Annotated in this window: 20 protein-coding genes and 2 tRNA genes; 20 read left to right on the top strand and 2 right to left on the bottom strand. The window is 74.4% G+C overall.

Translation table 11 applies throughout. The features are described 5' to 3' along the window. The first annotated feature begins 1 nt into the window (after position 1). The 6 genes from ACY0MR_RS18125 to ACY0MR_RS18100 all read left to right on the top strand — a co-directional run bounded on the left by ACY0MR_RS18125 (position 2) and on the right by ACY0MR_RS18100 (position 6,425). A complete protein-coding gene (locus tag ACY0MR_RS18125) occupies positions 2–1,087 on the top strand; it encodes an acyl-CoA dehydrogenase family protein (RefSeq protein WP_473561638.1) in 1,086 nt (361 codons plus the stop codon). Continuing rightward, the gene (locus tag ACY0MR_RS18120) at positions 1,084–1,491 is read left to right on the top strand and encodes a MaoC family dehydratase (RefSeq protein ID WP_388800935.1); all 408 of its coding nucleotides are present in this window, start codon (positions 1,084–1,086) and stop codon (positions 1,489–1,491) included. The genes ACY0MR_RS18125 and ACY0MR_RS18120 overlap by 4 nt, the downstream gene beginning before the upstream one ends. Then, on the top strand, positions 1,488–2,654 hold the full coding sequence (locus ACY0MR_RS18115) for a lipid-transfer protein (protein WP_473561636.1): 1,167 nt from the start codon (positions 1,488–1,490) through the stop codon (positions 2,652–2,654). The genes ACY0MR_RS18120 and ACY0MR_RS18115 overlap by 4 nt, the downstream gene beginning before the upstream one ends. Positions 2,655–2,970: 316 nt before the next feature. Beyond that, positions 2,971–3,945 carry a DUF1906 domain-containing protein gene (locus ACY0MR_RS18110; protein ID WP_473561634.1) on the top strand — a complete coding sequence of 325 codons (975 nt, stop codon included), beginning with the start codon at positions 2,971–2,973 and terminating at the stop codon, positions 3,943–3,945. Between the two features lie 125 nt (positions 3,946–4,070). Then, entirely contained in the window at positions 4,071–4,640 is a 570-nt protein-coding gene (locus tag ACY0MR_RS18105; RefSeq protein ID WP_473561632.1) for a SigE family RNA polymerase sigma factor, read from the top strand. Positions 4,641–4,772: 132 nt separating this feature from the next. Continuing rightward, the gene (locus ACY0MR_RS18100) at positions 4,773–6,425 is read left to right on the top strand and encodes a long-chain fatty acid--CoA ligase (protein WP_473561630.1); all 1,653 of its coding nucleotides are present in this window, start codon (positions 4,773–4,775) and stop codon (positions 6,423–6,425) included. 367 nt (positions 6,426–6,792) lie between these two features. On the opposite strand, the gene ACY0MR_RS18095 is transcribed toward ACY0MR_RS18100, so the two are convergent. Next, complete coding sequence (locus tag ACY0MR_RS18095; protein WP_473561628.1) at positions 6,793–10,656, bottom strand: PAS domain-containing protein; 3,864 nt, start codon at positions 10,654–10,656, stop codon at positions 6,793–6,795. A gap of 147 nt (positions 10,657–10,803) precedes the next feature. Further along, positions 10,804–11,229 (bottom strand): SSI family serine proteinase inhibitor, encoded by a 426-nt coding sequence (locus ACY0MR_RS18090; RefSeq protein ID WP_361856504.1) that lies wholly within the window; start codon positions 11,227–11,229, stop codon positions 10,804–10,806. A gap of 399 nt (positions 11,230–11,628) precedes the next feature. On the opposite strand from ACY0MR_RS18090, the gene ACY0MR_RS18085 reads away from it, so the two are divergent. The 14 genes from ACY0MR_RS18085 to ACY0MR_RS18020 all read left to right on the top strand — a co-directional run bounded on the left by ACY0MR_RS18085 (position 11,629) and on the right by ACY0MR_RS18020 (position 25,289). After that, positions 11,629–11,719, top strand: a tRNA-Ser gene (locus tag ACY0MR_RS18085). Positions 11,720–11,951: 232 nt separating this feature from the next. Further along, a tRNA-Arg gene (locus ACY0MR_RS18080) sits at positions 11,952–12,024 on the top strand. Positions 12,025–12,351: 327 nt separating this feature from the next. After that, on the top strand, positions 12,352–12,891 hold the full coding sequence (locus ACY0MR_RS18075) for a signal protein (RefSeq protein WP_473561626.1): 540 nt from the start codon (positions 12,352–12,354) through the stop codon (positions 12,889–12,891). Between the two features lie 183 nt (positions 12,892–13,074). Continuing rightward, the gene (locus ACY0MR_RS18070) at positions 13,075–13,440 is read left to right on the top strand and encodes a PH domain-containing protein (RefSeq protein WP_030318096.1); all 366 of its coding nucleotides are present in this window, start codon (positions 13,075–13,077) and stop codon (positions 13,438–13,440) included. Between the two features lie 140 nt (positions 13,441–13,580). Next, a complete protein-coding gene (locus ACY0MR_RS18065) occupies positions 13,581–14,405 on the top strand; it encodes a BRO family protein (protein WP_388800952.1) in 825 nt (274 codons plus the stop codon). A 109-nt stretch (positions 14,406–14,514) separates the two neighbouring features. Further along, positions 14,515–15,384 carry a DUF2797 domain-containing protein gene (locus tag ACY0MR_RS18060; protein ID WP_473561623.1) on the top strand — a complete coding sequence of 290 codons (870 nt, stop codon included), beginning with the start codon at positions 14,515–14,517 and terminating at the stop codon, positions 15,382–15,384. 83 nt (positions 15,385–15,467) lie between these two features. Beyond that, positions 15,468–15,803: an antibiotic biosynthesis monooxygenase family protein gene (locus ACY0MR_RS18055; protein WP_361856488.1), complete on the top strand. Its 336-nt coding sequence runs from the start codon at positions 15,468–15,470 to the stop codon at positions 15,801–15,803. 157 nt (positions 15,804–15,960) lie between these two features. Beyond that, complete coding sequence (locus tag ACY0MR_RS18050) at positions 15,961–16,821, top strand: amidohydrolase family protein (protein ID WP_392866927.1); 861 nt, start codon at positions 15,961–15,963, stop codon at positions 16,819–16,821. A gap of 96 nt (positions 16,822–16,917) precedes the next feature. After that, entirely contained in the window at positions 16,918–17,661 is a 744-nt protein-coding gene (locus tag ACY0MR_RS18045; RefSeq protein WP_361856491.1) for a response regulator transcription factor, read from the top strand. A 6-nt stretch (positions 17,662–17,667) separates the two neighbouring features. Continuing rightward, positions 17,668–19,227 (top strand): sensor histidine kinase, encoded by a 1,560-nt coding sequence (locus tag ACY0MR_RS18040; RefSeq protein WP_473561621.1) that lies wholly within the window; start codon positions 17,668–17,670, stop codon positions 19,225–19,227. Positions 19,228–19,253: 26 nt separating this feature from the next. Continuing rightward, positions 19,254–20,537 carry a bifunctional glycosyltransferase family 2/GtrA family protein gene (locus ACY0MR_RS18035; RefSeq protein ID WP_473561619.1) on the top strand — a complete coding sequence of 428 codons (1,284 nt, stop codon included), beginning with the start codon at positions 19,254–19,256 and terminating at the stop codon, positions 20,535–20,537. Then, positions 20,534–22,717, top strand: a complete 2,184-nt coding sequence (locus tag ACY0MR_RS18030) for an ArnT family glycosyltransferase (RefSeq protein WP_473561617.1) — start codon at positions 20,534–20,536, stop codon at positions 22,715–22,717. The genes ACY0MR_RS18035 and ACY0MR_RS18030 overlap by 4 nt, the downstream gene beginning before the upstream one ends. A gap of 75 nt (positions 22,718–22,792) precedes the next feature. Then, positions 22,793–24,337, top strand: a complete 1,545-nt coding sequence (locus ACY0MR_RS18025; RefSeq protein ID WP_473561615.1) for an MFS transporter — start codon at positions 22,793–22,795, stop codon at positions 24,335–24,337. Between the two features lie 163 nt (positions 24,338–24,500). Further along, positions 24,501–25,289, top strand: a complete 789-nt coding sequence (locus ACY0MR_RS18020) for a TetR/AcrR family transcriptional regulator (RefSeq protein ID WP_388800974.1) — start codon at positions 24,501–24,503, stop codon at positions 25,287–25,289. The last annotated feature ends 4 nt before the right edge of the window (positions 25,290–25,293 follow it).

Raw genomic sequence — 25,293 nt, 5'->3', positions numbered from 1 at the left:
CGTGGACTTCACCCCCACCGAGGAGCAGGAGGCGGCCCGCGGGCTGGCCGCCCGGATCTTCGCCGACCTCGCCACCCACGAGCGGCTCGGGGCGGCCGGCACCGGCAGCGACCCCGAGCTGTGGAAGGCCCTCTGCGCCGCCGGGCTGCCCGGCTCGGTGGAGGAGACCGGCCTGCTCGGCCTCGTCCTCCTCCTGGAGGAGCAGGGCCGGGTGACGGCACAGGTGCCGTTCGCCGCGAGCTGTGTGTACGGGATCCTCGCCGTCGCCCGGCACGGCACGGACGAGCAGCGCGCCCGGCTGCTGCCCGGGCTCCGCGAGGGGACGACGGTGGCGACGGGCGCCTTCCCGGCCTCCGGCGCGGTCACCTCGCACCGGGGACGGCTCAGCGGGACCGCGGACGGGGTGCCGTGGCTCCGGGACGCCACGCACGTCCTCGTCCCCGACGCGGACCACGTCCTGTGGCTGGTCCGCACCGAGGAAGCGGCCCGGATCGACCCCGTCGAACTCACCGCGCCCTGGTCCGCCGGCCGGCTCGTCCTCGACGGGGCGGCGGGCGAGCGGCTCGGCGGAGGCGGCGGGGGAGACGGAGGCGGGGGAGACGAAGCGGTGCGCGGAGGCGTGGCCGGGGGCGCCGTCTACGCGGAGGTGCTCGCCGCAGCCCGGACCGCCTTCGCGGGGCTGCAGGCCGGGGTCTGCGCGGGTTCGCTGGCCAGAGCCGTGGAGTACACGGCGGTACGGGAGCAGTTCGGCCGTCCGCTCGCCACCCACCAGGCCGTGCAGCTGCGGGCCGCCGACGCCCACATGGACACCGAGGCCATCCGGGTCACCGCCTACGAGGCCGCCTGGCGGCACGACGAGGGGCTGGACGCGCACGCGGCGGCCCTGACCGCCGCCTGGTGGGCCTCCGAGGCGGGGAAGCGGGTCGTGCACGCCGGCCAGCACCTGCACGGCGGCATGGGGGCGGACCTCGACCACCCCGTGCACCGGCACTTCCTGTGGGGCCGGCAGCTCGACGCGCACCTCGGGTGCGGCACCGAAGTCCTCGCCGAACTCGGCGACCTGCTCGCCGAAGGAGACCTGACATGACGTCCGGCACGGAGACCTTCGCCGAGCCCGGGGACGAGCTGCCGCCGCTGACGATCCCGATCACCCGCACCCTGATCGTCGCCGGGGCCGTCGCCTCCCGCGACTACCAGGACGTGCACCACGACGCCGAACTGGCCCGGGAGAAGGGCTCTCCGGACATCTTCATGAACATCCTCACGACCAACGGACTCGTCGGCCGGTACATCACCGACCACTTCGGCCCCCGTGCCGTCCTGCGCAGGGTCGCCATTCGGCTCGGCGCCCCCAACCACCCCGGCGACACCATGGTGCTGACCGGCACGGTCACCGAGGTCGACGGGGACACCGCGCACGTCCGGGTCGTCGGTGCGAACGGGCTGGGGCACCACGTCACCGGGACCGTCACCGTGCGGGTGCCGCGATGAGCCTCCGCACCCGGGACGGCCTCGGCGGCCGGGCGGCCGTGGCGGGCATCGGGGCCACCGAGTTCTCCAAGGACTCGGGCCGCAGCGAGCTGTCGCTCGCGGCCGAGGCGGTCCGGGCGGCCCTCGACGACGCCGGTCTCGCCCCCGGCGACGTCGACGGGATGGTCACCTTCACCATGGACACCAATCCCGAGATCACGGTCGCCCAGGCCTGCGGCATCGGCGAGCTGTCCTTCTTCTCCCGCGTGCACTACGGCGGCGGGGCCGCCTGCGCCACCGTGCAGCAGGCCGCGCTCGCCGTCGCCACCGGCGTCGCGGAGGTGGTCGTCTGCTACCGGGCGTTCAACGAGCGCTCGGGGCGCCGCTTCGGCTCCGGGGTGCAGCAGCGCGAGCCCTCCGCCGAGGGCGTCGCCCTCGGCTGGCAGCTGCCCTACGGGCTGCTCACCCCGGCCTCCTGGGTCGCGATGACCGCCCAGCGGTACCTGCACACCTACGGTCTGACGCCGGACGCGTTCGGCCACGTCGCCGTGACGGACCGGCGCCACGCCGCCCGCAACCCCGCCGCGTACTTCCACGGGAAGCCGATCACCCTCGCCGACCACGCCGCGTCGCGCTGGATCGCCGAGCCGCTCCGGCTGCTCGACTGCTGCCAGGAGACCGACGGCGGTCAGGCGATCGTGGTCACCTCCGTCGAGCGCGCCCGCGACCTGCGGCGCCCGCCGGCCGTGGTCCTCGCGGCGGCGCAGGGCGCCGGCCGGAAGCAGGAGGCGATGACCAGCTTCCACCGGGACGAGCTGACGGGGCTTCCGGAGATGGGGGCGGTGGCCCGGCAGCTCTGGCGGACCTCGGGCCTCACGCCGGGCGAGATCGACGTGGCCGTCCTCTACGACCACTTCACCCCGTTCGTGCTGATGCAGTTGGAGGAGTTCGGCTTCTGCGGTCCGGGGGAGGCGGCCGACTTCGTCGCGGCGGACGCGCTCCCCCTGAACACCCACGGGGGGCAGCTCGGCGAGGCCTATCTGCACGGGATGAACGGCATAGCGGAGGCGGTGCGGCAGCTGCGCGGGACGTCCGTGAACCAGGTGCCGGGGACGGAGCGGACGTTGGTGACGGCGGGGACGGGGGTTCCCACGTCCGGGTTGATCCTGGGCACGGACGGCTGAGGCGACGGCTCCTGCGGTGGCCGCGCGGGGCGGGCGGATCTTGACTCGCGCCATGAGCACTCACGCGTCACGACCGGAGCCCACTCCCGCACCGGACCGCAGGCCTGAGCCCGCGTCACCCGTCCGCCCGCCGTCCCCGCCACCGCCCGGAGCCGGGGACCGCACCCCGGACCGGGCCCCGGTGGACACCCCGTTCCCGTCCTCGTCCCTCACCCCCGCCGGCACCTCCACCGGCACCCCGGTCACGCCCCCGCCCCCGGTCCCGTCCCCGGATCCCACCCCACCCCGTGCCCCCGTCGGCGCGCCGAGGCGGGGCGTGCGGCGGGCTCCCGTGCGGCTCGTGGTCGGGGCCGTCGCGGCGGCGCTGGCCGGGACGGTCCTGTTCAGCGCCCCCGTGCCGACCGGGACCCCCGGCCCGCTGCCCGCTCCCGCCGCCGGACCCGGGGCCGCCGTCGCCCCGGCCGCCGGACCCGGCGGCGCCCCGGGGAGCCGGGCCGCCGCCGACCCCGTGTACTTCGCCGGACGGGCCTTCGACACGTGCGAGGCGCCGTCCCTCGCGGTGATGGACGCCTGGCGCAGTTCGCCGTACGGGGCCGTCGGGATCTACTTCGGCGGGCGCGGGCGCGGCTGCCCGGTCCAGCGGGAGCTGACCCCGGCCTGGGTCGCCTCCGTGCACACCATGGGCTGGCGACTGCTCCCGCTCTTCGTCGGTTCGCAGGCGCCGTGCGTCAACGCCGCGGCGAAGCGGCCCTTCGCTCTCGGCGGCAACCCCTCGGGCCAGGGCACCCGGGAGGGGGCCGAGGCGGTGCAGGCCGCGCGGGCCCTGGGACTGGACGCGAGCAGCCCGCTGTACCTCGACATCGAGGCGTACGCGCAGGACGACGCGGCCTGCGCCGCGACCACCCTCTCGTTCGTCCGCGCCTGGAACCGGGAGGTGCGCCGCCTCGGCTACCTGCCCGGGTTCTACAGCAGCGCCGACACGGGGGTCCGGGACATGGAGGCGGCGCGCCGGGCGGGGACGCCCGACCTGCCGTCCGTGATGTGGTTCGCCCGCTGGCTGGGGCGGCCCGCGCTGGCCTCCGAGCCGGTGCTGCACCCGCAGGCCTGGACGCCGCACGCCCGGATCCACCAGTACGCGGGCAACGTCGCCGAGACGTACGGTGGCCGGCGGATGCTCATCGACCGGAACACGATGGACTCCCCCGTCGCCCGCGTCGCCCCCTCGGCCGTGGGCGTCACCGGGGTCGCCGACCGGGCGGAGGACGGGGCGCCTCCGGTCCGCCGACCCTGAGGGGGCCCGGAGGGGTCTCCACCCAGAGGAGGTCGGGGCGTCCCCACCCCTACAACCTGAGGCGGACTGCGGGTCGGGACCTGGGGCCGATCCGCCGGACGCCCCTCCCCTCCTAGCGTGGAGCCATGACTCCGCCACCCTCTGGCCCCGTCTGCGCCGGTGCCTCGCAGTTCGCGTCGTACCCGACCTTCTCGTCGTACGTACGGGCGCGCGGGCCCGTGCTCCTGCGCACCGCGCGCTCCCTGACCGCCAACCCCTGCGACGCCGAGGACCTGCTCCAGACGGCGCTGGCCAAGACGTTCGTCGCCTGGGAGCGCATCGAGGACCACCGCGCCCTGGACGGCTACGTCCGCCGCGCGCTGCTGAACACCCGCACGTCGCAGTGGCGCAAGCGCAAGGTGGACGAGTTCGCCTGCGACGAGCTGCCGGAACCGTCCGGCGTCCCGGAGCCGGACCCGGCGGAGCGGCAGGTGCTGCACGACGCGATGTGGCGCGCGGTGCTGAAGCTCCCCGAGCGGCAGCGCCAGATGGTGGTCCTCAGGTACTACGAGGACCTGAGCGAGGCCCAGACCGCCGAGGTCCTGGGGGTGTCCGTCGGCACGGTGAAGAGCGCGGTGTCGAGAGCGCTGGGCAAGCTCCGCGAGGACCCGGAGCTGACTCCCGTCCGGCAGGAAGCGCGAGGAACCGGTCGATAACCGGCGTGGCGCGGCACTCCTGCCAGTGATCACTGGCAATTTCCGTACTCTCGGGTAGTGACATACCGAGCGGTACGTGCGCAGAATCTCCACACCCCTTCTGCCACGTAGCGCCCACCGGGAGGACGCCCCGTGTACAGCACCATGCAGGACGTACAGCTGACCGTGAGCCGCATTCTGAAGCACGGAATGACGATCCACGGAAAGTCGATCATCACCACCTGGACGGGCGAACCCGAGCCGCAGCGCCGCACGTTCGCGGAGGCCGGGGAACGCGCGCACCAGCTGGCCGACGCCCTGCGCGACGAACTCGGGGTCGTCGGCGACCAGCGGGTCGCGACCCTGATGTGGAACAACGCCGAGCACGTCGAGGCGTACTTCGCGATCCCCTCGATGGGCGCCGTCCTGCACACCCTGAACCTCCGTCTTCCCCCCGAGCAGCTGGTGTGGATCGTCAACCACGCCGCCGACCGGGTCGTCCTCGTCAACGGCTCGCTGCTCCCCCTCCTCGCCCCGCTGCTGCCGCACCTGCCCACGATCGAGCACATCGTGGTCGCCGGCCCCGGGGACCGCTCCGTCCTGGACGGCGCCGCGCCGCGCGTGCACGACTACGAGGAGCTGATCGCCGGCCGCCCGACCACGTACGACTGGCCCGAGCTGGACGAGCGTTCGGCCGCGGCCATGTGCTACACCTCCGGCACCACGGGCGACCCCAAGGGCGTCGTCTACTCGCACCGCTCGATCTACCTGCACTCGATGCAGGTCAACATGGCCGAGTCGATGGGCCTCACCGACCGGGACACGACCCTGGTCGTCGTCCCGCAGTTCCACGTCAACGCCTGGGGCCTGCCGCACGCCACCTTCATGACCGGCATCAACATGCTCATGCCGGACCGCTTCCTCCAGCCGGCCCCGCTCGCCGACATGATCGAGCGCGAGCGCCCGACCCACGCGGCCGCCGTCCCCACCATCTGGCAGGGGCTGCTCGCCGAGGTCACCGCGAACCCCCGCGACCTCTCCTCGATGTCCCAGGTCACCATCGGCGGCGCGGCCTGTCCGCCAGCGCTGATGGAGGCGTACGACCGGCTCGGTGTCCGCCTCTGCCACGCCTGGGGCATGACGGAGACCTCCCCCCTGGGCACGATGGCCCACCCTCCGCACGGCCTGACCGCCGAGGAGGAGTGGCCGTACCGCGTCACGCAGGGCCGCTTCCCGGCCGGCGTCGAGGCCCGCCTGGTCGGCCCGGCCGGCGAGCACCTGCCCTGGGACGGCGAGTCGGCCGGCGAGCTGGAGGTGCGCGGCACCTGGATCGCCGGCTCCTACTTCGGCGGCGTCGACGGCGAGGCGATCCGTCCGGCGGACAAGTTCAGCGAGGACGGCTGGCTCAAGACCGGGGACGTCGGTGTGATCAGCCCGGACGGCTTCCTCACCCTCACCGACCGCGCCAAGGACGTCATCAAGTCCGGCGGCGAGTGGATCTCCAGCGTCGAGCTGGAGAACGCGATCATGGCGCACCCGGCCGTCGCCGAGGCCGCCGTCGTCGCCGTCCCGGACGAGAAGTGGGGCGAGCGGCCGCTGGCGACCGTCGTCCTCAAGGACGGTGCCACGGCGGACTACGAGACGCTGAAGGCCTTCCTCGCCGACGAGGCCGGCATCGCCAAGTGGCAGCTCCCGGAGCGCTGGGCGATCGTGCCGGCGGTGCCCAAGACGAGCGTCGGCAAGTTCGACAAGAAGGTCATCCGCAGGCAGTACGCGGAGGGTGCGCTGGACGTGACGGAGCTGTAGCGGGCTGCGGACGCGGTCGCGGGGAGGGCTTCGCCGTGCGAATCCCTCCCCGCGTCCGTGCGCGTGCGGGCACTGGTCGTACGCCGGCCGGCGCGGGTACGACCCGTACCGGGGTGCGACCCGGCGTGCGCGGCGTACCGGTCCGTGCGTGCCCGGCGCGTGAGGCGGCACGGGGGCGCGGCCAGGCGCACGGCCGGCCCGCACGACCGGCCCGCGCGGGTGCGTCCCGGCGTGCGCGGCGGTCCGGGTCGTACGCGGCCCCGGCGTGCGCGGCGGTCCGGGTCGTACGCGGCCCCGGCGTGCGCCGCGGCCCGCTCGGGCGCGCCCCGGCGCCTGAGGCGGCTCCGTTCGGGCGCGGCCCGGGCGGCTAGTTGGTGCCGATCTTCGCGAGCAGGTCGACGATCCGGGCCTGGACCTCGGTGCTGTTCGAGCGCTCCGCCAGGAAGAGGACCGTCTCGCCGGAGGACAGCTTCGGCAGCTCCTCCTCGGCGAGGTCGGCCGAGGTGTAGACGACCAGCGGCGTGCGGTTGAGCTGCCCGTTCGCCCGCAGCCAGTCGATGATCCCGGCCCGGCGGCGGCGCACCTGCATCAGGTCCATCACCACCAGGTTCGGCCGCGTCTGCGTGGCGAGGGTGACCGCCTCGGTGTCCGTGGCCGCCCGGGCGACCTGCATCCCGCGCCGCTCCAGGGTGGCTCCGAGCGCCTCCGCGATGTCCTCGTTCTCCTCGATGAGGAGGACGCGGGACGGGTGCTGCTCGCTGTCGCGCGGCGCGAGCGCCTTGAGGAGGACGGCCGGGTCGGCGCCGTACGCGGCCTCCCGGGTCGCCTGCCCCAGACCGGCCGCGAGGAGCACCGGAACCTCGGCGGCCACGGCGGCCTGACGCAGCGACTGGAGCGCGGTGCGCGTGATGGGCCCGGTCAGCGGGTCGACGAAGAGCGCGGCCGGGAAGGCGGCGATCTGGGCGTCCACCTCCTCGCGGGAGTGCACGATCACCGGGCGGTAGCCGCGGTCGCTCAGCGCCTGCTGGGTGGAGACGTCGGGCGCGGGCCAGACCAGCAGCCGGCGCGGGTTGTCGAGGGGCTCCGGGGGGAGTTCGTCGTCGACCGGGCGCGGCGCGGGCCGGTTGGCGACCTCGACGGCGCCACCGGGACCGTCGAGCGGCTCGGGTCCCTCGGCGGAGCCCTCGGCGGGGGCTCCTATGGCGTACGCGCGTCCCTCGGGCGCGCGGGACGCCGTCGGGGCCTCCGGCTGCGGGTGCGGCCTGGCCTCGCCGCCGGCCGGCGCGGGGAGCGCGGCCTGCACGGGCGGATCGGACTCCGGCGGGGTGGCGAGCCTGCGCCGCCGCCCGGAACCGTTGGAGGTGCCGGAGCCGTTGGAGGGCGGACCGGAGGCCGCCGGGGCCGCCGGGGCGGGCGAGCCGGCCGGGGCGGGCAGCGGGGCCGCCGGGGGCGGCGGGACGAAGGGGACGCCCTGCCCCAGGGTGCGCACGCTGAACGCCCGCCCCTGCGTCGAGTCCTTCGGCATGGGCAGTTCGGGAGGCAGCGGCACCGAACCGGTGCCGGTCCCCGATCCGGAGCTGGTGCTGTTCCGGGGCTCGGGCTGCACGGCGGGCGCGGCCTGGGCGGGGGCCCGGGTCGGCTCGGGGGCCGGGGCGTGCGCGGCCGGCTCCTGCTCCGGCTCGGCCGGCGGGGGCGCGACGGCCCGGCGGCGCCCGGTCGGCTCGCCCTGCGGCAGCGGGTGCGGGTGGGCCGGCGCGGGCGTGTGCCCGGCGTCCGGGACACCCCGTACGCCCTCGTGGCGGCCCTCGTCGGACACGGGCAGCGGCGCCGCGACGGGCGAGGACCCGGCCGGTGCGGCGAGCGCGGCCTCGTCCTCGGCGGGGCGGTCGGCATCGGCCGGGGGGAGCGCGAACGGCGTCCGGGGCCCCGCCTCGGCCGCGGCCGCGCGCTCCTGCGCGGCGGCGAGCGCACGACGACGGCGTCCGCTCGGCTGCGCCTCGGGCGCGGAGTCGGCGGAGGCCACGGCGGGCAGGGCGCGAGCGAGCGCGGGCGCCGGCGGAGCCCCGGTGGGCTCGACGGCGACACCCTGCGGCGGCACGGCGGCGCCGAGCGCGGCCCGTCCCTGCGCGCCTTCCGCGGCGGTCACGACCGAGCCCTCGGCGGGCCGTCCGCGACGCCGGCCGGTGGGCTCGACCGGGGAACCGCCGGGAGCGCCCTGGGCCGTACCGCCGACGGGGACGGCCTGGTCCACGCCCGCGTTCTGCTGGGCCGGAATCAGTTCGGCGGGTCCGCCGGGGGCTTCCGCCGTACGGGCCCGGCGGCGGCCGCTGGGCTCGGCGGCGGTCTCGGGGGCGACCGCACTCTCCAGGAAGGCGTCCGTGGAGCCGCGCCGGGCCCGCCGCCGCCCGCCGCCGGAGGTCTCCGGGGAGTCGGCGGACGCCGCCGGAGCACCGGGCGCCGACGTGCCGGAGGGGACGGGGACCGGGGAGAGGCCGGCCGCGGCCGGGGGGACGGGGGCGGAGGCCTGCGCGGGGAGCGCGAGCGCCTCCCGGCCGCCGCCGGCGCGCCCGCCGGCTGAACCGGGCCCGGACGCGCCGCCCGGACCGTCCGCCCCGTGCGGGGCCTGCTCCGTCGCCGGGACCGTGCCCCGGCCCGTACCGAGCGGGACTTCGAGGACGTACGCGCCGCCGCTCGTCCCCGGCACCTCGTGGGTCTGCACGACACCGCCGTGCGCCGCCACGATGCCGCGGACGACCGGCCCGTGGACCGGATCCCCGCCGGCGTACGGGCCCCGGACCTCGATCCGCACGACGTCACCGCGCTGCGCGGCCGCGACGACGATCGTGGAGTCGGCCGGTCCGGCGCCCTGGGCGGCGGTGCGGTTCTTGCCGGTCGCGTCGACGCCGGCGACGTCGGCGACCAGGTGCGCGAGCGCGGTGGAGAGCCGGGCCGCGTCCACCTCGGCCTCGATGGGCGGCGCGTGCACGGCGAACTGGGCGCGGCCGGGGCCGATCAGGTCGACCGCCCCGTCGATGCCCGCCGTCACGATGCCGTCGAGGAGCGCGACGCTCTTGTCCAGCGACTCGGCGCCCGCGTCCAGGCGCTGGTAGCCCAGGACGTTGTCCACCAGGGCCGTCATGCGGGCGTAGCCGGCGGCGAGATGGTGCAGGACCTGGTTGGCCTCCGGCCAGAGCTGTCCGGCGTCGTCCGCGGCGAGGGCGCCCAGCTGGCCGCGGAGCTCCTGGAGGGGGCCGCGCAGGGACTCCGCGAGGACGGCCGTGAGCTGCTCGTGCCGGGCGGCGAGGGAGGCGTACCGCTCCTGCTGCGCCTCCCGGTCGGCGGCGTTCCGCTCGGCCCGGTCGGCGAGTTCGGCGGCGTTCCGCTCGGTGAGCTCCTTGATCTCGGCGGCGTGCTCCTCGACCAGCTGCTCGTACGGCCTGCGGTCGGTGAAGGTCATGACGGCGCCGACGAGCTGGTCGCCGTCGCGCACCGGAGCGGTCGTCAGGTCGACCGGCACGCGGTCGCCCTTCTTCGCCCAGAGGACCTGTCCGCGGACGCGGTGCTTGCGGCCGGACTTGAGGGTGTCGGCGAGCGGCGACTCCTCGTACGGGAACGGCTCGCCGTCCGGGCGCTTGGCCAGGATCAGCGGGTGCAGCTCCTGGCCGCCGAGCTCGCCGGCGCGGTAGCCGAGGATCTGGGCGGCGGCCGGGTTGACGAGGACGACGCGGCCGTCGGTGTCCGTGCCGACGACGCCCTCGGCGGCGGCGCGCAGGATCATCTCGGTCTGCCGCTGCGAGCGGGCGAGTTCGGCCTCGGTGTCGAGGGTGCCGGTGAGGTCCCGGACGACCAGCATGAGCAGCTCGTCGCCGGTGTAGCCGCCGTACGAGTCGTAGGCCTCGCGGCCGTCCTCCAGGCTGGCGCTGGTCACCTCGACGGCGAACTCGCTGCCGTCGGTGCGGCGGGCGATCATCCGGGTCGGCTTGGTGCGGCCGCGCTCGTCGGTGCCCTCGGGGCGGCGCATGGAGCCGGGGATGAGGCGGGAGTCGAAGCCGGGCAGGAGATCGAGCAGGCCGCGTCCGACGAGTGCGGTGCCCGGGGTCTCGAACATGCCGAGGGCGATGGTGTTGGCGTTGACGACCGTGCCGTTGCAGTTGACGAGCACGAGGCCGTCGGGAAGGGCGTCGAGTATGGCTGCGAGGCGAGCAGCGCCCCGGGATGGCCTGCTGCTCACGACGACGTTCCTCCCTGACGCACGGCAACGTGCATGCCCTATCGGCCGGCCGGCCCCATCTTGCCCCTCGGGCCGCACCCTGTCACGGAAGGGAGTCTAAGGGAGCCCGCGGGGGGCGGCCCCGGTCTCATTGCCTCCCATCCCGTCTCATCCCCGGACAAGAGGAAGGACAGGCTCCAGATTCTCCCAGCGGTTGATCTCGCAGCCGTCGGCGCGGGAGAAGCGGGCGTCGACCGCGCGCCCCTGCCAGGTGCCGGTGACGTGGGCGACGGCCGGGCCGCCGTACACCTGGGTGCAGAACGCGTCCTCGGGCACGGGCGCGAAGGGGTCGCCGCCGTCCTCGGCGAGCCGGTCGAGGCGCTCGCAGGCGTTCTGGTGGGCGGGGTGGTTCCCGGCGACCCGGTCGTCGCACCTGAGCTCGAACGTGCCGTCGGCGTCGGGGTGGCCGCTCTCGGCGACGGTCACGGTCAGCTTCTCGGGCGGGGCGAGCAGCGGCAGCGGCGGGAGCGGACCGAGGCCCGCGGTGCCGGCGGCGGCGGTGGCGAGGGACGCGAGGACGAGGCGGCGCAGCATGCGGGTCTCCCGGACGTTGAAGGGTCGGGGCACGCGCGCACGACGCGCCCCGCCCCCTCTAACGCTCCGGACGCGGGGGCGTTGCGCAAGCGGGGGTGCGCCGGGTGGGGGAGGGCGGGGCGAAGGCGGGGACGGAGGCGGACCGCGCCACGGGACCGCGCAGGGACCCGGGGAGCCGGTCGGTCCGTCCTGCCGGACACCGCCGGACACCGCCGGGCCTCGGACCGGCCATCCCGCGGCCCCCCGGCCGGGTCGGGGGCGGCTCCGGCGGGCGCCACGTCGGACGCGCTGGGCTTTGCCCTCGACCCCGGAGGGCTAGTACGGTGAGGATCGATTGGTGACACCCGGTTCGCCTGTGTCATCATCTGCACGCACCACCCGCGCAAGCGCGAGGTGCATGGAGGCGTCGCCTAGTCCGGTCTATGGCGCCGCACTGCTAATGCGGTTTGGGTCTTAAAGCCCATCGAGGGTTCAAATCCCTCCGCCTCCGCCCCTACCGAAGCCCCGGCCCCACAGGCCGGGGCTTCGGCCGTTTCCACCCCTCCGCGCCCCGGCGCCCACCACTCGACTCCACGCCCCCACCAGGGACCCGTACGACGTTTTCGCAGGTCACAAGGGGTGGGCCTAATGGATTTCACATGGCGGCGGCAGTCATGTAATGTTCTGTCTGTCGCCGCGAGCGGGTCGAAAGACCGGGGAGCGGAGGCAAGACAAAAGAACAAGCACTCGTAGCTTAACGGATAGAGCATCTGACTACGGATCAGAAGGTTGCAGGTTCGAATCCTGCCGAGTGCACACAGACAAGAGGCCCGGACGAGAGTCCGGGCCTCTTGCGTTTTCCGGACGCGACGGGGACGTGTGCGGCCGACGGGCCCGAAGTGGTCGGGGTCTACCCGGGGGATAGCGTGGCCGCTCATGTCGCGTCGGGGCGGGGGCACGGCGGCGCGTCCGATCGGGAGGGGCTGTATGAGGTACGGAGTCGGGGTGGCGGGCCTCGCCGCTGCGGTGATGGCGGGCTTGACGGGGTGCGGGACCCAGGCGGCCGCGGGCCCGGAGGGCGCGGAACGAGCCGCGCCGGCTCGCACCGCCCCGGCGGGCACCCTTCCGCCGAGTACGGACCCGGTGCAGGGGAGCGAGAGCCTCTCCTCCGCGGAACTGCAGGGACGGTGGTGGACGTGGGCGGCCTCGGAGCCCGAAGCGACCAATCCCGTCGCCGACGTGGACGGGCGGGCGTGCGCGCGCAACCAGCCCCAGGACGTGTGGTTCCTGGCCGGAACCTTCGGCGGTCGGGCCGAGCGCGCGTGCGAGGTTCCCGGCGGGCGTTCGATCGCTGCGCCCGTCGTCAACACCTTCGGAGACCCCGAGCGCTGCGCGGACTTCATGAGCGGCGCGCAGGGGACCGTGGTCCTCGACGGCGAGGTGGTCGAGCCGGAGGCGTACCCGGGGGACTCGATCACGGTGCTGGGTGCCCAGGGCAACCCGGTCACCGGGGAGGAGGGACGCTTCGCGGCGACGGGGTGCGGCCTGTGGGTGCAGTTGCCGCCGCTCGCTCCGGGGAAGCACTCCCTGAAGATCCGTGGGCGGTCGGGCGGCTTCTCGACCGGTGCGGACTACGCGTTGACCGTGGTCGCCTCGGCGGGTTCGGCGGGTTCGGCGGCCTAGACGGGCCGCGGGCGGAGGAGATCCGGTGCGCCGAGGGGTGCGCCGGGTGCCGGGTGCCGGGGCTCGTGCCCGCCGCCCGGTGGGGAGTGAAGTCGGGTGGCTGTGGTGGGGGTTCGGTGACGGGGCGCGGGCGAGCCGTTATGGTCGGATGATCGTTCTTTCTACGGATGTGGGGGTTGGGGCATGGCGCTCTTCGGGAACGCGCACGCGATTGATCCGGCGCAGGCGCAGCAGGACTACGCGCGGCTGCTCGGGCAGGGGGAGCAGGTGCACGCCGCGTACCTGCTGATCCGCGACACCATCTTCTTCACCGACCGGCGGCTCGTGCTGGTCGACAAGCAGGGCATCACCGGCAAGAAGGTCGAGTACCACTCGATCCCGTACAAGAGCATCACGCACTTCGCGGTCGAGACCGCCGGCACCTTCGACCTGGACGCCGAGCTGAAGATCTGGATCTCGGGCAGCCAGCTGCCGGTCCAGAAGACCTTCACCAAGGGCGTCGACATCTACGAGGTGCAGGCGATCCTCACGCAGTTCGTCGCCCGGTAGGGACGGCCGCGGACGCGGGTGTCGGGGAGGGGTTTCCGGGGGCGTCCCCGGGAGCGCCTCCCCTTTTGGGTGAACCTGTCTGATTTGCATGTCAGTTGAATATGCCCTCGGCCTAGCTTGCGAGGCGGAGGTGATGATCGATGGACGCGATCGACATCGATGACTTGGTGTACGCCGCCACCGGCGCGCCCCTGCGGAGGCTGACGGCGGCCGACGGGACCCACTGGTTCCCCGTCGTGGACGTGGCGAAGCGGCTGGGGTACGCGGGGACCAGGGAGGTGCTGCGGACCGTGGTGCTGCCGGAGACCTGCCTCGCGGCCGCGCGGGAGCTCGCCGGGGACGAGGAGTTCTCCGGGCGGAGCGGTATCAGGGCGACGACGCGGATGGTGAGCCTCCAAGGGCTCGTGCAGCTCGTCGGGGCCTGCCGGAGACCGGAGGCCGGGCCGTTCCGGGCGTGGACGGCCGAGGTCATAGCGGCGATCCAGCGGTACGGCGGATACGGTCTCGAACCCTCCCCCGTGCACGCCGGACACGTCCTGCCGCCGGAGCTCCTCGACGCCCTCGTCCGGCTCGACGGGCAGTGGGACGAGCGGGCCGTCGCCTACGCCGAGCACACCGAGTACGCGGAGCTGCTCCGCGAGACCCGGCGGAGCCTCTCCCGGGTCGCCGCCTCCCTCGAACACCTCTCGTTGCCCCGGCAGCGGGCCGGCGCCGCGGTCGCGCTCACCCCCCAGCAGCTCGTCGAGTCCTGGGCCGTCACCGGGGACGTGCGGACGGTCGCGGCCTTCCTCGCCCCCGCACTGGTCCGCGGCGGCGTCCGGTACCGCACCCAGGACGTCACCCGCCGCACCGGCCTCGCCGGCGAGCGCGTCCGGGACTGCGTCCGCCTGCTGATCGAGCGCGGCTGCATGCGGGAGGTCGGCGGGCCCGACGCCGACGGGGCACGCTTCTACGTCCTGCCCTGAGCGGGCACGACGGCCCGGCACGCGTCCGCGTCGCCCCGGTGCCCCGGGGTAGGGGACGGGGAGCGGACGTGCCGGAGACTGGACATCCGGCGAGCGGAGGAGGCAGGGCGTGGAGTGGCGGTGTCGGGGGATCACCTGGGCCGGGGGCGAGCCGGGACTGCGGTGGTGGGGCGGCAGGGTCAGCGCCCTCGCGTACGGACAGGAGCTCGCCTTCCGGGCGGTCGGGGAGCGGCGGTGCCCGGGAGCGCGGGGGAACCCCTGCCCGCTGGACGCCGTCGTGTCCGGCCGGGCCACCGGCGGGCGCTGCGCGGAGTGCGCGCGGCTCGACCGGACCCACTCGGTCGCGGCCGACACCTTCCTGGACGACCCGCAGCCGTACCGCGTCTACCTGGCCTGGTTCGGGCCCGGGATGACCAAGGTCGGGATCACCGCGGAGGCCCGGGGCGAGGCCCGGCTGCTGGAGCAGGGGGCCGTCACGTTCGGCTGGCTCGGGCGGGGGCCCCTGATGGCGGCCCGGCGGACCGAGGAGGTGCTCCGGCAGGCCCTCGGGGTCCCCGACCGGGTGGCGTACGAACGGAAGCGCGCCGCCCGGCACGCCCTGCCGTCCGCCGCCGACCGGGCGGCCGAGGTCCGGGAGCTGTACGGGCGGGCGCGGGAGGTCGGCGGCTGGACGGAGACCCTGGAGCCGCTGGAGCTCGCCGCGCGCGACCACGCGACCGTCTTCGGTCTCGACGGGCTGCCGCCGCTCGCCGGCACGGTGACGGAGCTGGTCGACGGGGGCGTCGTCAGCGGGCGGCTGCTCGCCGCGGCGGGGCCCGACCTGCATCTGCTCGACCCCGGCGGGCGCTGTGTCGCCCTCGACACCCGGCTGATGGGCGGATGGGCGCTCCGGGGCGCGGGAGAGGGGGTCGCGCCGTCCGTCCCGGTGGCGGAGGCGGCGTCCGCGGTGGACGAGAGCAGCCAGGGGGAGCTCTTCTGAGGGGCGGCGGCCCTTCGTAAAGTCTTGGATCCCTTTCCCGGCGTCCGTGGACATCCGCCCGTCGGCCCGACGAGGGTGATCACATGACCTCCGAACTGGTGGCGGGCCTCGAACCGCCCTACTACACGGCTGTGTTCACCTCGGTCCGGCCGGACGCCCCCGAGGGCTACGCAGAGACCGCGGCCCGGATGGACGCGCTCGCCCGCGAGATGCCCGGTTTCCTCGGCCACGAGTCGGCCCGCACTCCGGGCGGCATCGGCATCACCGTGGCCTACTTCCGGGACCTGGAGTCGCTGGACGCCTGGCGGCTGCACGGCGAGCACATGGCGGCCAAGGCGTACGGGCGGGAGCACTGGTACGACAGCTTCAGCGTGCACATCGGGAAGGTCGAGCGGAGTTACAGCTTTGAGCGCGCGTAGCGGGAGCGGTCCGGGCGGTCCGGGCGGTCCCGGCGGTCCCGGCGAGCCGGTCGCACGGGGTGACGAGGGCGGGGGGAGCGACGGGAGCGACCCGTGCTGCCTCGGTGGTGCGGTTCCCGCAAGCCGAGAGAGCCGTGACCGCCGTGAGAGCGCGGGCATCCGGGAGATCGTCGAGCGGCTCGGGATTCCCGGGCTCGTCGACGTGCACACGCACTTCATGCCGCAGAACGTCCTCGACAAGGTCTGGGCCTACTTCGACGCCGTCGGTCCTCTGACCGGGATGGCGTGGCCCATCACCTACCGCGAGGAGGAGGACCGCCGGCTCGCCCTCCTGCGGGGCTTCGGAGCGGTCGCGTTCACCGCGATGCTCTATCCCCACAAGCCCGGGATGGGCGCCTGGCTGAACTCCTGGGCGGCCGACTTCGCCTCCCGCACGCCCGACTGCCTGCACACCGCGACCCTCTTCCCCGAGCCGGGCGTCGACCGGTACGTCCGCGAGGCACTCGACGCGGGGGCCCGGGTCTTCAAGGTGCACCTCCAGGTCGGCGGCTTCGACCCCAACGACCCGGAGCTGGACGAGGCCTGGGGTGCGCTCGCCGACTCCGGTACCCCGGTCGTGGTGCACTGCGGCTCCGGACCCGCCCCGGGCCGGTTCACCGGGCCCGGGCCCATGGGACGGCTGCTCGCCCGCCATCCCCGGCTCCGGGTGATCGTCGCCCACATGGGGATGCCCGAGTACGGCGAGTTCCTCGACCTCGCCCAGCGGTACGAGGGCGTCCACCTCGACACCACGATGGCCTTCACCGACTTCAGCGAACGGCTCGCGCCCTTCCCCCGGGAGGAGCGCGCGCGACTGGTGGCCCTCGGCGACCGGATCCTCCTCGGCTCCGACTTCCCGAACATCCCGTATCCGTACATCCACCAGCTCCAGGCCCTCGAACGCCTCGGGCTCGGGGACGACTGGCTGCGGGGAGTCCTGTACGAGAACGGCGCCGCGCTGTTTCACGTGAAACCCTGAGGGCACCGACCCAGCCCTCCCCTTCCCCTCCGGTTCTCAGCCAATTCACAGGAAGAGACAAGAGGCCTCTCAGCGGCGGCCGGGAGCGTGGGTCCCATGACCGTCACCACACGCCGTCCCGGCACCCGCGCCGACATGCTCCGTGCCGACGGAACCGCCGTCCGCGTCCTCGTCGTCGACGACGAGGCCTCGCTCGCCGAGCTGCTCTCCATGGCCCTGCGCTACGAGGGCTGGCAGGTGTCCAGCGCCGGGGACGGGGCGACCGCGCTGCGCTCCGCGCGTGAGTTCCGGCCGGACGCCGTGATCCTCGACATCATGCTGCCCGACGTCGACGGGCTCAGCCTGCTCGGCCGGATCCGGCGCGAGCTGCCCGACGTGCCGGTGCTCTTCCTGACGGCCAAGGACGCCGTCGAGGACCGGATCGCCGGGCTCACGGCGGGTGGCGACGACTACGTCACCAAGCCCTTCAGCCTGGAGGAGGTCGTGGCCCGGCTGCGCGGGCTCATCCGCAGGTCGGGCGCGGCGGTCGCGCGCAGCGAGTCGCTGCTCGCCGTCGGGGACCTCACCCTCGACGAGGACAGCCACGAGGTCACCCGGGGCGGGGACTCGATCCACCTCACGGCGACCGAGTTCGAGCTGCTGCGCTACCTGATGCGCAATCCCCGCCGGGTGCTCAGCAAGGCGCAGATCCTCGACCGCGTCTGGTCCTACGACTTCGGCGGCCAGGCCAACGTCGTCGAGCTCTACATCTCGTACCTGCGGCGGAAGATCGACGCCGGACGCACCCCGATGATCCACACCCGGCGCGGGGCCGGATACCTCATCAAGCCGGGGGAGTAGCGGCCCGTGTTCCGAGCTGCAGGGCGGCGGTGGCGGACCCGGGGGCCGTGGTCGCTGCGGACCCGTCTCGTCGTGTCGGCGGTCGCGCTGATCGCGGTCGTCGCGTCCGTCATCGGCACGGTCACGACCATAGCCTTCCGCTCGTATCTGTACGACCGGGCCGACGAGCAGGTCCGGGCCGTCTCCAACCGGGCGGCCGGCCCGCCGTCGGGGATGGCCGGCCTGCCCGAGATGAACCGGCGCGGGAAGGACGACCTCGGGTTCGTGGTGGGGCCCAGCACCCCGGTCGGCACCCTCGGCGCCGTCCTCACGGACGGCGTCGTGACCGAGGCCGGGTACTCGGCGGAGGCCGAGGACCGGGGCATCTACCGGCAGGACCTCCGCATCAAGCCGCTCGACGAGGCCCAGCGGGCGGCCCTGGCGGCCGTCCCGCGCGACGGGCGGCCGCACACCGTCGAACTCCCGGGCGGGCTCGGCTCGTACCGGGTCGAGTACGCCTCCGCGAGCTGGGGCACCGTCCTCACCGGCATTCCGCTGGCCTCCGTCGAGAAGGCGCTCTCCACCCTGATCCTCGTCGAGCTGAGCGTCACCGGCGCCGGGCTCTTCGCCGCCTCCCTGGCCGGGACGGTCCTCGTCCGGGTCGCCCTGCGGCCGCTGCGGCGGGTCGTCGCCACCGCGGGGCAGGTCGCCCAGCTGCCGCTGCACAGCGGAGAGGTGGCACTCCACCAACGGGTCCCCGACACCGAGGCCGATCCGCGGACCGAGGTCGGCCAGGTCGGCGCCGCCATCAACCGGATGCTCGACCACGTCCACTCGGCGCTCGACGCCCGCCAGCAGAGCGAGACCCGGGTCCGGCAGTTCGTCGCCGACGCCAGCCACGAACTGCGCACCCCGCTCGCCTCGATCCGGGGGTACGCCGAGCTGACCCGGCGCGGCCGCGAGGAGTGCGGCCCCGACACCCGGCACGCGCTCGGCCGCATCGAGTCCGAGGCGACCCGGATGACGGGCCTCGTGGAGGACCTCCTGCTGCTGGCCCGCCTCGACGCCGGACGCCCCCTCGCGTACGAGCCCGTCGACCTCGTCCCGCTCGTCGTGGACGCGGTGAGCGACGCGCGCGCTGCGGGACCCCACCACCACTGGTCCCTCGAACTGCCCGAGGACGGCGGGGGCGTCGTCCGCGCGGACGGCGCCCGACTCCAGCAGGTCCTCGTCAACCTCCTCGCCAACGCGCGGACGCACACCCCGCCGGGGACCAGGGTCACCGCGCGGGTGCGCACCGAACCCGGTGCGGTGACCGTCCGGATCGAGGACGACGGCCCCGGCATCCCCGCCGCGCTCCTGCCCTCGGTCTTCGAGCGGTTCGCACGCGGCGACGCCTCCCGCTCCCGGCAGGCCGGATCCACCGGCCTCGGGCTCGCCATCGTGCGGGCGGTCGTGGTCGCGCACGGGGGCGAGGTGGGCGTCGACAGCGCGCCCGGCCGGACCGTCTTCACCGTCCGGCTGCCTGCCCCGGCGGCGGAGGACATCCCCTCACAGGCAGGGCACAGGCTCATCACACAGCCGTGACAGCGGCCCCGGCGAGTGTCTGTGGCATGCGAACCCCAACGATCGCGGGGCCCCTGTCCGGAGCCCTCCCCGCCCGGGATCACCTGCCGGTGGACAGCGCCGGGCGGCCCGTCCTGGACGTGGTGATCCCCGTCTACAACGAGGAGAAGGACCTGGAGCCGTGCGTCCGCCGGCTCCACGAGCACCTCCTCCGGACCTTCCCGTACGACTTCCGCATCACCGTCGCCGACAACGCCTCCACCGACAGCACCCCCGAGGTCGCGGCCGGGCTCGCGGCCGAGGTCCCCGAGGTGCGTTCCGTCCGCCTGGAGCAGAAGGGCCGCGGCCGGGCGCTGCGGACGGTGTGGTCGGATTCCGACGCGCCCGTCCTCGCCTACATGGACGTGGACCTCTCCACCGACCTGAACGCCCTGCTCCCGCTGGTCGCGCCGCTCATCTCGGGCCACTCGGACCTGGCGATCGGCTCCCGGCTCGCCCGCTCCTCGCGGGTGGTGCGCGGGCCGAAGCGGGAGTTCATCTCGCGTGCGTACAACCTGATCCTGCGCGGCTCGCTGGCCGCCCGGTTCTCCGACGCGCAGTGCGGCTTCAAGGCGATCCGGCGCGACGTCGCCGAACGGCTGCTCCCGATGGTCGAGGACACCGGCTGGTTCTTCGACACGGAGCTGCTGGTCCTCGCGGAACGGGCCGGCCTGCGCATCCACGAGGTGCCGGTGGACTGGGTCGACGACCCCGACTCGACCGTGCACATCGTGAGCACGGCCACCGACGACCTGAAGGGCGTCTGGCGGGTGGGCCGTGCCCTCGCGACGGGTTCGCTGCCGCTGGACCGGCTGGCCAGGCCCTTCGGCGACGACCCCCGGGACCGTGAACTCACGGGCGTGCCGGGCGGACTGGCCCGGCAGCTGGTCGGCTTCTGCGTGGTCGGAGTCCTGTCGACGCTCTTCTACCTCGCCCTGTACTCCCTCTTCCGGCTTGGGGTGGGCCCGCAGCTCGCCAACGCCGGCGCGCTCCTGGTCTCCGCGGTGGCCAACACGGCGGCCAACCGGCGGCTGACCTTCGGCGTGCGGGGCCGCGACCGGGCCGTCCGCCACCAGGCGCAGGGCCTCGTGGTCTTCGCGATCGGCCTGGCCCTGACGAGCGGTTCGCTCGCCGCGCTCGGCGCGGCGACCGGGAACCCGGCGCACTCCACCGAACTCGCCGTCCTGGTCGTCGCGAACCTCGCCGCGACCGTCCTGCGCTTCCTCCTCTTCCGGCTCTGGGTCTTCCCCGAGCGCTCCCCCGCACGGAACGACCCCAGGGACGACCGATGACATCGACGACCTCGACCTTCCCGGCCGCGGCGCCCGCCGCGCCGCATGCGGGGGCGCCCCGCGGCGGCCCGCTGACCCGGCTCCTGCGCGGCCGTCCGGAGGACGCCCGCTGGGTCCGCCCCGCGTTCCTCGGCCTGCTCGCCGTCACGGCCGTGCTCTATCTGTGGAACCTGAGCGCCTCCGGTTACGCGAACTCCTTCTACTCCGCCGCCGTCCAGGCGGGCGGGGAGAGCTGGAAGGCCTTCTTCTTCGGCTCGCTCGACGCGGCCAACGCCATCACCGTCGACAAGCCGCCTGCCGCGCTCTGGCCGATGGCCCTCTCCGTCCGGCTCTTCGGCCTGGGGTCCTGGCAGATCCTGGTGCCGGAGGTCCTCATGGGCGTGGGCACGGTCGCCGTGCTCTACGCCGCCGTGCGGCGCCGGTTCGGCCCGGGCGCCGGTCTGATCGCGGGCACCGTCCTGGCGCTCACGCCCGTCGCGGCGCTGATGTTCCGCTTCAACAACCCGGACGCGCTGCTCGCCCTGCTCATGACGGTGGCCGTGTACTGCGTGCTGCGGGCCCTGGAGCAGGACCGGGGCGCGGCGAAGTGGCTGGTGTGGGCCGGGGTGGCCTTCGGCTTCGCCTTCCTCGCGAAGACCCTCCAGGCCTTCCTCGTCCTGCCGCCGCTCGCCCTCGTCTACGGCGTGTGCGCGCCGGGCGGGATCGGGCGCAGGATCGGCCGGCTCGGGCTCGCGGGGCTCGCGATGCTGGTGTCGGCGGGCTGGTGGGTGGCGCTGGTCGAGCTGTGGCCGGCGTCCTCCCGCCCGTACGTCGGCGGCTCTCAGAGCAACAGCTTCCTGGAGCTCACCTTCGGCTACAACGGTCTCGGCCGGATCAACGGCAACGAGACCGGCAGCGTCGGCGGCGGGGGCGGTCCCGGTGGCACGGGCGGCGGCCGCTGGGGCGAGACCGGGGTCCTGCGGATGTTCAACGACTCGGTCGGCGGCCAGATCTCCTGGCTGCTGCCGGCGGCGCTGATCCTGCTCGTCGCGGGGCTCGCCGTGACCTGGCGGGCGCCGCGGACGGACACGGCGCGCTCCGCGTTCCTGGTGTGGGGCGGTTCGCTGCTGATCACGCTGGTCGTGTTCAGCTTCATGGCCGGCATCTTCCACGAGTACTACACGGTGGCCCTGGCCCCCTACCTGGCGGCGGTCGTCGGCATGGGCGCGGCGGTGCTGTGGGAGGAGCGCACCCGGCTGCTCGCCTCGGGGACCCTCGCGCTCGCGGTGGCGGTGACCGCCTGGTGGGGCTGGACCCTGCTCGGCCGGACGCCGGACTGGCTGCCGTGGCTGCGGTGGACGGTGCTGGTCGCGGGCGTGGTGGCCGCGGTCGGCCTGCTGTTCGCGGGCCGGGTGGACCGGCGGCTCGGGCTGGGCGTCGCGGGCCTCGGTCTGGCGGCGGGGCTCGCGGGTCCGTTCGCGTACACCCTGGCGACGGTGGACACCGGTCACCAGGGCTCGATCGTCACGGCGGGCCCCGCGGGCGGCGCGATGGGCGGCCGGGGTCCCGGCGGCGGCATGCGGATGTTCGAGGGCGGTTTCCCCGGCGGCGGCCGGGGCGGCCAGACGCCGGGCGGTGGTCAGATGCCCGGTGGTGGCCAGATGCCGGGCGGTGGTCAGATGCCCGGCGGCCAGGGCGGCCAGGGCGGTCGAATGCCCGGCGGGCAGGCTCAGGGCGGGATGCCCGGCGGCACTCCGCCGCAGGGCATGACCCGGGGCGGCGGCCGGGGCGGCGGCGGTGGCGGGATGGGCGGCCTGCTCAACGGCGCCAGTGTCGGTGCGGAGGCGAAGAGCACGCTCCTCGACGACGCCGACGCGTACACCTGGGTCGCGGCCACCGTGGGTGCCCAGAACGCGGCCGGCTACCAGCTCGCCACCGAGAAGCCGGTCATGGCGATCGGCGGCTTCAACGGCAGCGACCCGTCCCCCACGCTCGCGGAGTTCAAGCAGTACGTCGCCGAGGGCAGGATCCACTACTTCATCGGCAGCGGCGAGAGCGCCTCCGGTGAGGCCGGCGGCGGCCGGATGGGCGGCGGGGGCCCGGGCGGCGGCAACTCGGAGATCGCCACGTGGGTCGCGGAGAACTTCGAGAAGACCACGGTCGGGAACGCCTCCTTCTACGACCTGACGGCCCGTGATTAATCGCTATACAGCGTAAGAGAGCCCTTGTACGGTGTACGAGACCCAGTCCCGTACACCGTACAAGGAGCCCTGCCCATGACGGCGACGTCCGCCGCGACCGAACCGACCGCCACCGGCGGTCACCCTCAGCGCTGGCTGATCCTCGGCGTCATCTGCCTCGCCCAGCTCACCGTGCTGCTCGACAACACCGTGCTCAGCGTCGCCATCCCGTCGCTGACCTCCGAACTCCACGCGACCACCAGCGACATCCAGTGGATGATCAACGCGTACTCGCTCGTCCAGTCCGGCCTGCTGCTCAGCGCGGGCAACGCCGCCGACCGCTACGGCCGCAAGAAGCTGCTCGCCGTCGGACTCGCGCTCTTCGGCCTCGGCTCGCTCGCGGCCGGGCTCGCCGGCTCGACGACGCAGCTGATCGCCGCCCGCGCGGGCATGGGCGTCGGCGGCGCACTCCTGATGACCACCACCCTCGCGGTCGTCATGCAGATCTTCGACGACTCGGAGCGGGTCAAGGCCATCGCGCTCTGGTCCACCGTCGCCTCGCTCGGCTTCGCCGGCGGACCGCTCATCGGCGGAGTGATCCTGAACCACTTCTGGTGGGGAATGATCTTCCTGATCAACATCCCGGTCGCGGTCGTGGCCCTGGTCGCCGTCCTCAGGCTCGTGCCGGAGTCGAAGAACCCGCAGGGGGAGCGCCCCGACCTGCTCGGCGCGCTGCTGTCCACCATCGGCATGACGGCCGTCGTGTACGCGATCATCAGCGGCCCCGAGCACGGCTGGGTCTCCGCCCAGGTGCTGGTCCCGGCCGCGATCGGGCTGCTGGACCTCGGCGCGTTCGCCCTGTGGGAGCTGCACACCCCGTACCCGATGCTCGACATGCACTTCTTCCGGAACCAGAAGTTCATCGGCGCGATCGGCGGTTCGATCCTGGTCGTCTTCGGCATGGGCGGCTCGCTCTTCCTGCTCACCCAGCACCTGCAGTTCGTGCTCGGCTACGAGCCGCTGGAGGCGGGTCTGCGGATGGCGCCGCTGGCGCTGACGATCGTCGGCCTCAACCTGACCGGCATCGGCCCGCGGATCGTCGTGAAGCTGGGCACCCCGCCCACCGTCGTCCTCGGCATGTCGCTGGTCGCCGGCGGTCTGACCGCCATCTCGCTGCTCGGTGGCGGCACGGACGGCAGCTACGCGGGCATGCTCCTGGGCCTGGTCCTGATGGGGAGCGGCATCGCCGTCTCCTCCCCGGCCATGGCCAACGCGATCATGAGCTCGATCCCGCCGGAGAAGGCGGGGGTGGGCGCCGGGATCAACGGCACCCTCGCCGAGTTCGGCAACGGCCTCGGCGTCGCCGTCCTCGGCGCCGTCCTCAACGCGCGCTTCGCCGCGCTCGTGGCCGTCACCGCGACCTCCCTCCCGGCCGCCCTCGCCGCCGCCGACGGCGAGGCCGAGCGGAAGGCCGTCTCGGAGGCCTTCGCCTCCGGGCTCCAGACCAGCCAGCTGGTCGGCGCGATCGCCGTCTTCGCCGGCGGCCTGGTGGCGGCGGCCCTGCTCCGGCGGGCCGAGCGGACCGAGCGGGCCCTGGCGGCCGGGCAGGCGGCCGCCGCCCCGGCCGAGTCCGGGACGTAGGAACCGGATCCCGTGCCCTGGGGCGGCCCGGTCCGGACCGCCGGACCGGGCCGCCCCCCGGGCACGGTCCGGGGCCGCGCCGGCGGTCTGGCCCCACGGGGCCCGACCGGGTCGGCGGGCCCGCCTAGCATGGTCGCGGAGAACCGATCGACGGAGGAACGCGATGGTCAAGGCAGCCGACCGGGCCGAGAACCCGGCGCGTTCCAGCGTCTGGCTGGAGACGAGGGCCGCCCGCAGCGGCGGCGGCCCCGCCGGGCTCGACCGGGACCGGATCGTCGCCGCCTCGATCCGGATGCTCGACGAGGACGGCCTGGCCAAGCTGTCGATGCGCAGGCTCGCCACCGAACTGGGCGTCACGGCCATGTCCCTCTACTGGTACGTGGACACCAAGGACGACATCATCGAGTTCGCGGTGGACAAGGCCTACGGCGAGGTCGACCTCGCCGCGGTCGACGCGGCCGGGGAGTGGCAGGACCGGCTCCGGGTGCTCGCGCTGGACTACCGGCGGATGCTGGTGCGCCACGCGTGGATGTCGCCGTGCGCCGGCCAGTACCTGAACATCGGCCCGAACGCGGTGGCCGTCGGCCAGAAGATCCACGAGACGATCCGCGACACGGGGCTCTCGATGAACCGGCAGCCGAGCGCGATGTCGGCGGTCTTCCAGTTCGTGTACGGCTACGGGACGATCGAGTCCCAGTTCGGCCGGCGGGCGGCACAGGCGGGCATGTCGCAGGACGAGTTCTACGTGGACGCGATCAAGGCGTTCCGCGACGACCCGGACTTCGTCGACCAGGTCGGCGGGATGCGGGACCTCCTCGACGAGCGGGCCTCGCACGGCAGCGTCAGCGTCATCTGGGACCGGGACTTCGCCTACGCGCTGGACGTCCTGGTCGCCGGGATCGAGGTCATGGTCACGCGTGAGGCCGAGGCGGCGGGCCCCACGGAGACATGACGGA

The sequence above is a fragment of the Streptomyces sp. JN8 genome (assembly GCF_055808075.1).
The sequence above is the reverse complement of the archived record's forward strand: the minus strand, read 5'-3'. Positions and strand labels throughout refer to the sequence as shown.